Genomic DNA, 12828 nt, shown 5'->3' on the forward strand with positions numbered 1-12828 from the left:
GTACAACTTTGGGGCACAACGCAGATCAGTTGAAATCGATTAAGCGTTACTTCAAGCTCGCCTTCCTCTAAATCAGTCAGCGCAAAATGAGCCAACGAACAAATCGTCGTCTTTTTCTGTCGCGATGCGTCTCTAGCGTTGCTGCGACGTCAGTCGCCTATGGCAGCGGTGATTTGGTTGCCGCAAAGAATGACCGACCGTTGTTGGGATTGATTGGGGCGGGGTATCAACCGGAGACGAAACGGAAAGGCCGCGGCATCGCAATCGGATTGGCTGCAAGTGGGTTGGCCGATATTGCGATGCTCTGTGAAATCGATTCACAAGCCGCCGATTATGCGAGCGAAACGGTGTGCGGTGGTAAGGCAAAGGTGGTCCATGACTATCGACATGTCATTGATGATCCATCAATCGAAGCTGTGTTGATTGGGACCCCGGACCATTGGCATGCCAAGATCGCGATCGAAGCGATGAAGGCCGGCAAAGATGTGTACTGCGAAAAACCGGTTGCCGTGACGGTACAGGAAGGCCAGTGGTTGCGTGATGTCGCCCAACAAACCAATCGGGTGTTCCAAGTCGGTACGCAGCAGCGGAGTGAATACGGGCAGCGGTTCCTAACCGCGATTGCGATGGTGCGGGCCGGTCGCTTGGGAAAGTTACGACGAATTCACATTGGTTTAAACGAAGGCTGGGAGGGCGGCCCTTTCTCCACGCAACCGACTCCGAAAACACTCGATTGGGAGCGTTGGCTTGGTCCCGCACCGATGACCGATTATCTGCCCCAGCGATCACACCGAACGTTTCGCTGGTGGTATGAATATGCCGGGGGGCAGCTTTGCGACTGGGGCGCCCATCACGTCGATATCGCTCAATGGGCGATCGAACAGCAGGCCAGTGGTCCCACGACAATCAAAACCACGGCACGATTGAATCAGCCCCTTGTCAATGGGCAAGCGACCCGTGACGACACGTACAACACCCCGATTACGTTCTCTGCGGAGTGTCAATTTGCCGGCGGAATCACAATGCTGATCGATTCATCGAGAAACGGCATTACGTTCGAAGGCGATCAAGGCAGGATCTTTGTCAACCGGGGAACGTTAGAAGGCAAACCTGTCGAAGCGCTTCGCGATGCCCCACTCCCTGAAGATGCGATTGCCAACGTTTACGGTGGGACGCCGGCGGTATCCCACATGCAGAACTTCATCGATTGCGTTCAATCTCGCGATACACCGATCTCTGACATTGACTCGCATCATCGAACGTTGTCGACGTGTCACCTCGCCAATATTTCGGTGCGATTGGGGCGGCCGTTGCGGTGGGATCCTTTGAGGGAGCGATTTCTTGGCGATGAAGAGGCGAATGCCCTGTTGTCACGTCAGTATCGAAAAGGATATGAAATTGACGTGTGATCGGATCGGCCCGACGGGACGCACGCTTCATTTGTGCGGCTACAACAATACCGGACGGTGGTTGTGACGTGTAACCACTGATCGCTCGACACTCTGCTAACCACTATTGGGATTCGATGGATAAAGTTCGATTTGGATTGGTCGGTTTTGGCGCTTGGGGGCAACACCATGCGAACGCGATTGTCAAAGCCCATAATGCCGAGTTGATTGGGATCGCTGCCGCCAGCGAAACGACGGCCAAGGAGGCGCAATCGGCATATCCAGACGCTTTCGTTACGACCAACTTCCGCGAACTGGTCTCGCGGGACGACCTCGATGTAATCGATGTGGTCGTGCCTAGCCATTTGCATCATGAGGTCACGACCGCTGTGCTCGAAGCCGGGAAGCATTGCCTGCTCGAAAAGCCAATGGGGATCAATCTCGATCAGTGTGACCAGATGATTCGTTGTGCCAAGCAACATGATCGGATTCTCAGCGTCGGCCATGAACTACGCTTGTCTTCGATGTGGGGCAAAGCGAAGGAGATGGTCGAAGCCGGGTTTATTGGCACACCGCAGTACTGCTTGGTTGAACTTTCACGTAATCCCTACCGCCAAGGATCGGGAGGTTGGCGATACGATATCAACCGAGTCGGAAACTGGATTCTCGAAGAACCGATTCACTTTTTTGATCTAGCGAGATGGTACCTCGCACAGTCGGGAGAACCTGAATCGGTCTATGCGACGGCGAACAGCCGGGACGAAGGCCGCCCGGAATTGCAAGATAACTTTAGCGCGATCATGCATTTCACAGGCAATGCCTATGCGGTGGTATCACAAACGCTGAGCGCCTTTGAGCATCATCAAACCGTCAAGATCACCGGCAGTCGCGGTGCGTTGTGGGCTTCGTGGAGCGGGGCGATGGATCGTACGCGACACCCGACATACAAACTACGAGCGTTCGACGGACATGAAGTGACCGACGTGCCGATCGAAAAACCCACCGGCGAGCTATTCGAGTTAGAAGATCAAATTGTTCGTATGGCCGAAGCGATCCAACGCGATGTACCGCTCCACTGCACGGCAGAAGATGGACGGTGGTCAGTCGCAATGTGCCTTGCCGCAACGGAATCAGTCCAGACCGGTCAACCACAAGCGATCAAAGTTGCTGATTGAAGGCAAGCAACCTTAGTTTGCTGCCCGGGTGAATGGTTCGCTTTCGGTTTCCGAGAGCAGCATCAATTGTCCAACGTAAACCGAGCGAAAGCTGGCGTTCGGTATATGAAACACAGGTGTGTAATCGTCGAGGCCTGACACATGGTTGATATCGTTGGAATTGGGGTGTCGGTCTGGGACAGCATCTGTTTGCTGGAATCTTTTCCGCAACGCGGGGCAGTTGTACGCGCCGAACGCTTCGTTCAAGGCATTGGCGGCGGGATCACCGTAGCGATGGCGATGGCATCTCGACTGGGCGCTTCGGTCGCATTGATCGATGCACTCGGGGATGACGCCGTCGGAAATCAAATTCGCGAGACACTTCGGAGTGAATCAGTCGAGACACGTTGGTTGCAAACCATCGTGGGGAAAACGAGTTCGACAGCTTCCATTTGGTCGGAAACTCAGGAGGCCGAACGAACCATCGTTTTTCTACCCGGGACAGCATGTGACCAGATCATGATTCCGAATGATCTGTCGGACTGTATCAAAGGCACCAAACTGTTGCACCTCAATGGTCGTCATCTCGCCGTTTGCAAACAGGCCGTTGAAATCGCCAGACAACACGGTGTGTTGGTCTCGTTCGACGGGGGGGCCTTTCGCTATCGTGAAGAAACATTGCCGTTATTGCGTGCGGCCGACATTGTGATCGTCGCCCGACAGTACGCCGAGTCACACTACACGGCGATGACAGGAAAGTCGGCAGAGAATCATACCGGAAGTGAGTTGGTGCGATTCTTACACGACGACTTGGATTGCCAGATAGCGGCAGTCACACATGGTTCGCGCGGTAGTGATTTTGCGGTTCGCGGAAAGATTAATCGCGAAGCAGTCAGTGGAGTCGCACCGGCGTACTTTTTCCAATCGGCAATCAACGTTGACCAAGCGGTCGATACGACCGGTTGCGGCGACACGTTTCATGGGGCGTTTCTTGCCGGGATCGCTGCCGGTGGTTCGATTCAGGCGTGTGCGCGACTCGCCGCTGAAGTGGCCGGGGCAAATGCCCGCGGAATCGGCGGGCTGTTCTACAATCCGCCGACGTTGATTCAGAACTTCACCAGCCCATGACCATGTTTGATTCGATGACTTTGCGAGCCTGTTCGAGATCGCTGCCGGTTTCCATGCGATAAAGACGAATCGCATTGACCTTGTCGCCGGCAGACCGATTCAGGCACTCGCGTGCAATCAAGCAAGGGTCTAGCGTGGTATTGGTCAGTCCGAGGGCGCCTTTGCTGATCACCCAAGTATCCCGTGGCCGTTTGGTCAACCGAATGACTTCGTCGTTGGGGTAGGCGTCAAAAACCACATCGCGAGCAGCCTGTTCGTCTTCCGCCCAAGTGATGATGATGTGAGAACTGGTTTCGATTTCGAACAGGGGCATCGTGTCACCTATTTTCGGTGCGGCCTGAGAAGATTTATGAACAGCGATTGGGACAACCGTCGTCAGAGTTTACCGACTACTGACGAACTTCTCGAAAACGAGAGAGCTTTTGGGGTGAATCGTTCTACGTTCTCATCCCTGTTATCGGTTCGCGTTTGTTCCTTTCAAGCACAAAAAACCGAAGGCAACCGCGGAACCGGCAACAATTCCCCAATGTGTCGTGTTCATCTGACTGGTGTAGGACATCAACTCGTTGCTTACATCACGAAACAGCGAACTCACCGAAGCGACCAACAGGGGGAGACCAGACATGACAATTCGAAACGGTTGTAGGTAGACGACTCAATCGACCAAAAAGATTTTTGAACGACTAACTCTAGGTTCCAACTTGCAGGTCGCATTGGAATTCTGCGGGAAACCACGGCTTTCGAGGAGGGCCGATTGAGGCCATTCTTGCGATGTTGCCTCAGGGGGCCAAAAAACTGACCGGGAACATTCAAGAAACATTTACAATACGCCGAAGCTTGGTCTTGCGGCGATAATCCCCAGCGATATAATCCCGCACCTACGAAGTTGAGAGCGGTGAACAGCCACCTCAAACTTCGGCGCGGTAGCTCAATTGGTTAGAGCCCCGGACTGTCGATCCGGAGGTTGCGGGTTCGAGTCCCGTCCGCGTCGCTGGCTAGAAAAGCCCCAATCAAATCCGGGGCTTTTTTATTGCGCAACACAACTGACATGCACCGAGCAAGTTCATCATCGAACTCACTCGAGGCGCGGTAGCTCAATTGGTTAGAGCCCCGGACTGTCGATCCGGAGGTTGCGGGTTCGAGTCCCGTCCGCGTCGCTTCGTTCAAGCCCGCCGGCAAGCGGGCTTTTTTTATGCGCGGCGATTTGAGCGGGGCGGGGGCGCATGGCGAGTGACAACCTCTGCCCTCCAAACCCGATTGTCGCCCAACATCCTCTCAACCGGCATGAAGTGACCTGTGCATTTCGTCCCACCCCGAGGGTACGCCGACATCCGTTGCATGGTCGATCACACCACATGCTATGAATTGGGTATCCCCCAATCCGCTAGGCAAATGGTGTATGACCCATGGAATCAGGCTCGCAGGTGCAAGACAACGGACTGTTCGATGAACTGATCATCGATTTTGTTGATTCTCTCGATGAATACATCCACCATTTCGACGACTTTGTCGAATCGAAGGACCTGGAATCACTGGGGAAAGAAGCCCACAAACTGAAGGGCTGTTCCGGAACGTTGGGGTTTCAGCGTATTCGACTGCGTAGCGAGCTCCTTGAACATCAAGTGAAGGCAGCACTCTGGGAAGAGATCATTCCGTCGATTGAAGGGATTCGTGAAGAGATCCAGGCGGTCGATATCGAGCATATTCGACAGCGGCAGCAGGCTTCCGGTGATTCGGATTGCTAATCGTCATCCCGGAAAAATCCGAACCAATCGATTGTCGTTATTGCTAATCTGTTGTAACTACCCCGTAGTTCTCCCACGTCGTCGGCAGCAACGAGAATCTGCTTGTTAATCAAGTTGAACGCTCGAAGCGAATAAATCGACGGGGCTTCTGATTGTGATCACGGGACGCGGTCACATCTTCTATCGGAAGCACATAGACTGGGAAAAATTTCGTATCCTAGCGATCCACGATTAGTCAACGTTTCGGATCCGAAAAGAGGATGCAGATGTCAAAACCAGTTCGCGCGGCCATGATTGGATTGGGATTCGGTTCGGAGTTCATTCCGATCTACCAAGCGCATCCGAACGCGGAAGTCACCGCACTGTGTCGTCGTAATGAAGCCGAGCTGAATAAAGCTGGCGACCAATTCGGAATCGAGAAACGGTACACCGACTACGGCGCGGTGTTGGCCGATCCAGAGATCGATTTTGTCCATATTAACAGCCCGATTCCGGATCACGCATGGATGTCGCTGAAGGCACTCGACGCCGGGAAGCATGTCATGTGCACAGTACCGATGGCAACGACGATCGATGAATGTCGACAGATCGTCGAAAAGGTCGAACAAACGGGATTGAAGTACATGATGGCCGAAACGGTCGTCTATAGCCGTGAGTTCCTGTACATCAAGGAACTCTATGACAAAGGTGAACTCGGTGAGATTCAGCACCTTGCCGCATCGCATCCGCAGGATATGGACGGATGGCCAAGCTATTGGGAGGAAATGATTCCGATGCATTACGCCACGCACGTCGTCAGCCCTTGCCTTGGTTTGACGAACGGGTTGGCGGAATACGTCAGCTGTTTCGGATCGGGAAAAGTTCGTGATTCCATCGCCGAGAAGTCGGGCAACAAGTTTGCCGTCGAATCATGTCATATCAAACTGCAAGACAGCGATGTCGTCGCACATATCTGGCGATTTTTGTACGACGTTGCTCGGCAGTACCGTGAAAGCTTTGATGTATACGGAACCAAAAAGAGCTTTGAATGGACGTTGATCGAAAACGAACCCCACGTCATTCATACTGCGAAAAAACCGGAGCCAGAGATCCCTGAGAAAGTCGAGATCCCCGATTTTGCACATCTTCTACCAAGTGAGATTCAGAAGTTCACGCTGCCTTCTGAAATCCATGATGCCGATCATTTGTCTTTCATCCAAGGTGGCGGACACGGTGGATCACATCCCCACTTGGTACACGAAATGGTTAGCTCCATCGTCGAAGATCGTTCTCCTTGGCCGAACGCGGTGACAAGCGCCAATTGGACTTGCGTCGGCCTGTGCGCGCACGAGTCGGCGCTCAAAGGCGGTGAAAGAGTCACGCTCCCAGAATTCACTCTAAAGCGATAAACGCAATGTTCGACCAACGCTGTTCTCTCTATCGGCAATTTGTCGTGGTTGTCGGTTGTGTTCTGCCGACCTGCCTGTCCGGCAACCTAAGCAGAGCCGCAGATCTGGTCCCACCATTGGTGATCGAAGATGGCTGGGAAATCGAATTGGTCAAAGCGGAACCGGAGATCGTGACGCCGGTCATGTGTGTCTGTGATCGGCAAGGACGGTTGCTGGTCATTGAATCACACACGCATTTTCCGGCTGACGATTATTCCGGTCCAGGTCACGATCGCATCCTACGTTTCTCCGATAGCGATTCTGACGGCACTCTTGATCGACGTGAGGTCTTTTTTGATCAAGGCAAGTTCACCATGGGGCTGGCTTGTTTAGACGATGGATCAGTTGTGGTTTCCTACCGCGACAAAGTCATTCGAATCGACGATAAAGACGGCGATGGTTCGGCCGAGCAAACCGAAACGTTGCTCGAATTAGACACGGTCGCCGAATACCCACATAACGGTCTGAGCGGCTTGACAGTCAGTCACGACGGTTGGCTTTACGTTGGTCAAGGTGAAAACTTTGGTGAAGACTACATGCTGACCGCCAAGGACGGGAGCAAACAAACTGGGGGCGGCGAGGGTGGAAACATCTTTCGCTTGCGTGTTGATGGGACGCAGCTTCAGCGAATCGCGACTGGCTTTTGGAACCCGTTCGGTTTGTGTTTTGATTCTGCAAACCGGCTTTGGACCGCCGGAAACGATCCGGATGCGATGCCGCCATGCCGTTTGATGCACGTTGTCGAAGGCGGTGACTATGGTTTTGAGTTTCGGTTCGGTCGCGGAGGAACTCATCCGCTGCAATCGTGGCTTGGCGAGCTGCCGGTGACGCTTCCACCAGCGGCAGCGACCGGTGAAGCACCATGCGCGGTCGTTCCGGTCGGCGCTGATCTTTGGGTTGCCAGCTGGGGCGACAATCGACTCGAGGCCTACGAGTTATCTCCAAGCGGAGCGTCGTGGACCAGTCAAACGCGGACGATTTTGCAAGGCGACACGCTGTTCCGACCGGTGGGGATCGCTGTCGCGCCAGACCAGTCGGTCTATCTCACCGATTGGGTGCGGCGTGATTATTCGGTTCATCAGACAGGACGGATTTGGCGACTGAAACGTTCTGACGGTCAGGAGGTGACCCCAAAACAGCCAAAGCTGTCCCCATCGGAAATGGCGGCCGACAAGGTTGCTTCGGAAAGCACCATCGGTTCGCTATTGGACGTCGCTGTGTCGCCGGATCGCTACCTGGCACAAGCTGCCATCACCGCGCTGGCAAAACACCCGGATCTGTATCCGCCCGGTCAGATCGCGAAATTAGAGCCCGAGAAACAATTGGGCATCTTGGCCGCGTGGCGATGGCGAGAGTTTTGCGAGCCGGAATCGCTTCACGAGTCAACGCGACAAGAATTGATCCGTGTCGCGATTTCAGCGAACGACGAAGATTGCAATCTGTTCGGACTTCGTTGGGCAGCCGAACGTCGGGAATCGAGTTTGTTACCGATCGCAGAAAAAATCCTTCAACGACGTTCGATTTCTCCGAAACTATTCGAAGTCGCTGTCGCCGCAATTTCATATTTACAGAACGGGACGGCGAGAAGCGGAATTCGTGATCCGGCGCGGGAGTCGCTGCTCGAAACGATGGCCCGAGATCAGCAGCGGGATGATCGCTTGCGTGCATTCGCGATTCGTGCGATCCCCAAAGAAGCCGAGCGTCCGACGGTCGTGGATCTAAAAACTTGGTTGAAGCCTGACACGTCGGTCGAGCTGCAGAGCGAAATCGTCCGGTTGTTGATTGCTCGCGGTGATGCCGACTCGGCGAAGGTTCTGATTTCGGTTGCCAAGGATGCCGCGTATGCCGATTCGATTCGTGCCGATGCGATTTCCGGCCTGTCTGGACACCTCTCTGATCACGAACAGGCAATTCGGCAATTTGCAGACGATCAACGACTACCAAACGAAGTTCGCGAAGAAGCGTCACGAGTTTTGGCTCGACAAGGTGGGCTGAAACGACAGAAACGGCCCCCGGCGGAAGACTTTGATTCGTGGCTTCGGTTGGTCGGATCCGGCGGCGACCCAGCAGCCGGCGCCCGCGTTTTTCAGCGTTCGACGTGTATCCGATGCCACTTACACGGAGGTCGGGGGGCGACCACGGGGCCTGACCTCACAAGTCTGACCGGACAATCGCGAGCGAGGATTCTAAAGTCAATACTCGACCCCAGTGCGGAAGTGGGGCCGTTGTACGTTCCGTGGAAAATCGTCACCCTGGACGGGGACGTCCGCGTCGGATTGAAATTGCCTCGCCCCGGTGTCGGCGGATCGATTGCGTTTCAGTCGACCGACGGGTTGCCGTTTTATGTCAAGCTTGAAGAAATCGAAATGCACAGCTTTAGTGATCAATCGATCATGCCAGAAGGATTGGAGCAAACGATGTCGATAGGCGAGCTACGTGATCTACTTGCATTTTTGGAAACTTCAACATCGCAGTGACCGCGCGAACCGATGTGCTTCGCAACGATGATTCGTTCACTTTCCAAACAACCCCGTAGCTTTGCCGATGAACGCTGAGTCATCGGTATCGCAGACACCGCGTTGGTTTACCGAGTTTGCCGGTCAGGCATCTGAATCAGGATTCACGTTGTTGGGTGTCTGTCCGGTCGTCGACGCAAACGGCTTCCATTCATTGGTCGATTGGATCGAGGCCGGGTACGCGGCCGGAATGGACTACTTTGCCAATCGGATCGATGCATACCGAAGCCCGACGGGCGTGATGGTAGGGGCAAAAAGCATCGCCGTGTTGGCGAGTCCATATCCTGCCGCGGAGCGTGAAGCATGCCAAACAGGCTCGGGACGAGTCGCACGGTATGCTTGGTCAGGGACCGACTATCACGACGTGATTCATAAAAGGATTAAGGCACTCAAAAAGCTGGTTCAAAGTTCCGCCCCAGAAGTTAGCCTCCGAGGGTGCGTCGATACCGCACCGCTACTGGAACGCGAGCTGGCCGAGTTAGCTGGTTTAGGGTGGCGCGGTAAGAACACGTTGTTGTTGCATCGTGAACAAGGAAGCTACTTTTTTCTCGCCTGTGTCCTCTTTGACCAAGTGTTGCCCTACGACACCCCCCAAGAAAAGTCGTACTGTGGATCTTGTACGGCGTGTTTGGATGCCTGCCCGACGGACGCATTTGTTCAAGAAGGGACCTTGAACGCCGGCAGATGCATTAGCTATCTCACCATCGAGCACCGTGGTTCGATCGATCCTGATCTTAGGTCCGCCATCGGTGATTGGGTTTTTGGCTGTGACGTTTGTCAAGAAGTCTGTCCTTGGAACCGAAAGCCTTCGCGACAATTCCAAGCGTCCGAAGACAGCTTTCCCACTCGATCGGTCGATCTAATTGAGATTCTAGAGATGGACGAAGAGACATTTCGTCAACGCTACCGAAAGTCTCCTTTTTGGCGCACCCGGCTCCAAGGCATGCAGCGCAATGCGGCAATTGTGCTCGGCAATCAACGCAACCAAACCGCGGTCAGCGCTTTAGAACGTCATCTTCATTCCGAAGATCACGTCGTGGCAGAAGCGTGCGCGTGGGCGATCGCTCAGATGAACCCGATGTAATCGTGTTTTGAATAGCAATGCATTCATCGGGCGATTCGCATTCGCAGCCACCGGAGGTTTCCGCAGATCGATATCGCCTATGCATGTTTGCTGTAAACGATCGCGTCGACTTAACCGTAGACGACGCCTGCGTTCATCACGCTCTTGTTTCTTCGCCATCTTAGCCAACTGTCAAAGACTCGCTAACCGCTGCATTGGTAGCCCTGGTGGCCGAACGATTCTGTGTAGTACAATCCCGCCAATGCAGTTCGACTGGGCTTGTAATCTCATGGGGCCAGACGACGCATTGGTGCTCCGAATCCCAGGAATAACGTTCGTCCATGGCGAGCGGAACTCAATGAATGCGTTGCAGAAAAACCGCGGCCTCCAAATCACCACCACTGCGGGAGACGACACGCTGTTGTTGTCGCGGATGGTCGCTCGAGAGCATTTGGGACGTCCGTTCGAGATCAATGTCGAGCTGCTTTCGAAAAATCACAACGTCGACCTCGAATCACTTCTCGGTTCGGTGACGACGATCGAATATACGCTGCCTTCCGGGAAGTCTCGCTACTTCAATGGCCGGTTCAGCCAGATTTCTTGGGCTGGATCGAAGGAGCACTTCGCGAGATACGAAGCCACCATTGTGCCATGGTTTTGGTTCCTAACGCGGACCGCCGACTGCCGGATTTTCCAAGGTAAGACGGTTCCGGAGATCATCAAGGAGATTTTCCGCGATCATGGTTTTACTGATTTCGCCGATCACCTTAGCGGCGAATACCCGAAGTCAGACTATTGCGTGCAGTATCGTGAATCCGACTTTGATTTTGTCAGTCGCCTGATGGAACAAGAAGGGATCTACTACTTTTTCACTCACGAGAAGAACAAGCACCAGCTACATTTTGCCGATAGCGTCTCGGCCCACTCAAGTCGAACTGATTACGGTACGTTGCGATTCTATCCACCGGACCCGCGACGATTACAGGAATTCGAACACATCCATCAATGGGGCGTCTCGCTGGAAGTGCAATCGGGATCATACGTTCTCAATGATTTTGATTTCGAACGTCCGACGGCTGACTTATTGGCGAAATCGAAGTTGGAACGGCAGCATGATCTGTCAAAGTTCGAAGTGTTCGATTATCCCGGCGACTACCGCGTGTCCGCCACGGGCACCAAGTACTCCCAGCGAAGAATTGAAGAACAACAAGCAAAGTTTGAACGTGTCCGCGGAACGACCAATGCCTTCGGGCTGGAATGTGGCGCGTTGTTCAAGTTAGAAAATCATCAACGATCCGATCAGAATTGCGAGCACCTCGTCGTCTCGACGAGAATCGAACTTCACAATAGTGAATTCGAGACCGTCGATGGCGGTAGCCCCATGGAATTCAACTGCGACTTTACGGCGATGAAGTCGTCAACGGTCTTCCGTTCACCACGAACGACACCACTGCCAAGAATCCGTGGCCCTCAAACGGCGATTGTCGTCGGTAAGAAGAAAGAAGAAATATGGACGGATAAGTATGGCCGGGTCAAAGTGCACTTTCATTGGGACCGCAAAGACAAACGAGATGAAAACAGCTCATGTTGGGTCCGCGTCGCACAATCCTGGGCTGGTAAAGGTTGGGGATCCATTCACATCCCGCGCATCGGCCAAGAAGTCATCGTTGAATTTCTTGAAGGCGACCCCAATTGTCCGATCATCACGGGAAGGGTCTATAACGCGGACGAGATGCCGCCCTACAAGCTACCCGAAAATCGGACGCAGAGCGGTATCAAGACGCGAAGTACCACTCAGGGAAATAACCAAAATTTCAACGAACTGCGATTCGACGACGAGGTAAATTCCGAGCAAATCTATTTCCACGCGGAAAAGAATTTCGAACGAGTTGTCGAAAATAATGACAGTTTAAAAGTCGGTTTCAGCGACAACGACAAAAAGGATTTTGAAGGAAATCAAGACATCGAAATCTTCAATAACCAAACGATCGTTGTTGGAAACAAGGATGCAAAAGACGGCAGCCAATCTATCACCATCCACAAAGACTATAGCCAAACGATCAAAGAAGGCGACGCCACGATCACCATCGACAAAGGTGATCGAACATCGACGGTCAAGCAAGGCGATGACACGCTCGATATCAAGCAAGGTGCCCAGACGACGAAAGCGGCGAAGTCAATCTTGCTTAAAGTCGGCAACAATAGCATCAAAATCGATCAACAGCAGATCGCCATCAAGGCGACAAAAATCAGTCTTCAAGCCGATACGCAAATCATAATCAAAGGCGCGATGGTGACCGCAGAAGCGCAGGGTGTGATGACGGTCAAAGGCGGCGTCGTCAAGCTAAATTGATGTCTTGAACCAATTTCGAATTGAATTTGCCATCTAAATTCAACAACGATTTGG

General features: G+C 53.4%; 10 protein-coding genes and 2 tRNA genes. 10 read left to right on the forward strand and 2 right to left on the reverse strand.

From position 1 onward, the window contains the following. Window positions 1–86: 86 nt before the first annotated feature. The 3 genes from FYC48_RS10665 to FYC48_RS10675 all read left to right on the forward strand — a co-directional run bounded on the left by FYC48_RS10665 (window position 87) and on the right by FYC48_RS10675 (window position 3670). Window positions 87–1409, forward strand: coding sequence for a Gfo/Idh/MocA family protein (locus FYC48_RS10665; protein WP_149496694.1), 1323 nt, complete (start codon window positions 87–89; stop codon window positions 1407–1409). Between the two features lie 116 nt (window positions 1410–1525). After that, entirely contained in the window at window positions 1526–2563 is a 1038-nt protein-coding gene (locus tag FYC48_RS10670) for a Gfo/Idh/MocA family protein (RefSeq protein ID WP_149496695.1), read from the forward strand. Between the two features lie 141 nt (window positions 2564–2704). Then, complete coding sequence (locus tag FYC48_RS10675) at window positions 2705–3670, forward strand: carbohydrate kinase family protein (protein ID WP_149496696.1); 966 nt, start codon at window positions 2705–2707, stop codon at window positions 3668–3670. On the opposite strand, the gene FYC48_RS10680 is transcribed toward FYC48_RS10675, so the two are convergent. Both FYC48_RS10680 and FYC48_RS27735 read right to left on the reverse strand, forming a co-directional pair. Next, on the reverse strand, window positions 3657–3983 hold the full coding sequence (locus tag FYC48_RS10680; RefSeq protein WP_149496697.1) for a DUF6793 family protein: 327 nt from the start codon (window positions 3981–3983) through the stop codon (window positions 3657–3659). The two genes, FYC48_RS10675 and FYC48_RS10680, sit on opposite strands and share 14 nt — an antisense overlap. Before the next feature lie 141 nt (window positions 3984–4124). Beyond that, window positions 4125–4295 (reverse strand): hypothetical protein, encoded by a 171-nt coding sequence (locus FYC48_RS27735; protein WP_160149449.1) that lies wholly within the window; start codon window positions 4293–4295, stop codon window positions 4125–4127. Between the two features lie 292 nt (window positions 4296–4587). Between FYC48_RS27735 and FYC48_RS10685 the strand changes: the two genes are divergently transcribed. The 7 genes from FYC48_RS10685 to FYC48_RS10715 all read left to right on the forward strand — a co-directional run bounded on the left by FYC48_RS10685 (window position 4588) and on the right by FYC48_RS10715 (window position 12774). Next, window positions 4588–4661: transfer RNA gene (locus FYC48_RS10685), tRNA-Asp, on the forward strand. 92 nt (window positions 4662–4753) lie between these two features. After that, window positions 4754–4827 (forward strand) — tRNA-Asp (locus tag FYC48_RS10690). A gap of 249 nt (window positions 4828–5076) precedes the next feature. Next, the gene (locus FYC48_RS10695) at window positions 5077–5415 is read left to right on the forward strand and encodes an Hpt domain-containing protein (protein WP_149496698.1); all 339 of its coding nucleotides are present in this window, start codon (window positions 5077–5079) and stop codon (window positions 5413–5415) included. A gap of 266 nt (window positions 5416–5681) precedes the next feature. Next, window positions 5682–6803 (forward strand): Gfo/Idh/MocA family protein, encoded by a 1122-nt coding sequence (locus tag FYC48_RS10700; protein ID WP_149496699.1) that lies wholly within the window; start codon window positions 5682–5684, stop codon window positions 6801–6803. 5 nt (window positions 6804–6808) lie between these two features. Continuing rightward, entirely contained in the window at window positions 6809–9319 is a 2511-nt protein-coding gene (locus tag FYC48_RS10705) for a PVC-type heme-binding CxxCH protein (RefSeq protein WP_149496700.1), read from the forward strand. Window positions 9320–9386: 67 nt separating this feature from the next. Next, window positions 9387–10442, forward strand: a complete 1056-nt coding sequence (gene queG / locus FYC48_RS10710; protein WP_149496701.1) for a tRNA epoxyqueuosine(34) reductase QueG — start codon at window positions 9387–9389, stop codon at window positions 10440–10442. A gap of 337 nt (window positions 10443–10779) precedes the next feature. Further along, window positions 10780–12774: a type VI secretion system Vgr family protein gene (locus FYC48_RS10715; RefSeq protein ID WP_160149450.1), complete on the forward strand. Its 1995-nt coding sequence runs from the start codon at window positions 10780–10782 to the stop codon at window positions 12772–12774. Window positions 12775–12828 lie beyond the last annotated feature (54 nt).

Origin of the sequence: Roseiconus lacunae, assembly GCF_008312935.1 — a bacterium.
Taxonomy (GTDB): Bacteria; Planctomycetota; Planctomycetia; order Pirellulales; family Pirellulaceae; genus Stieleria; species Stieleria lacunae.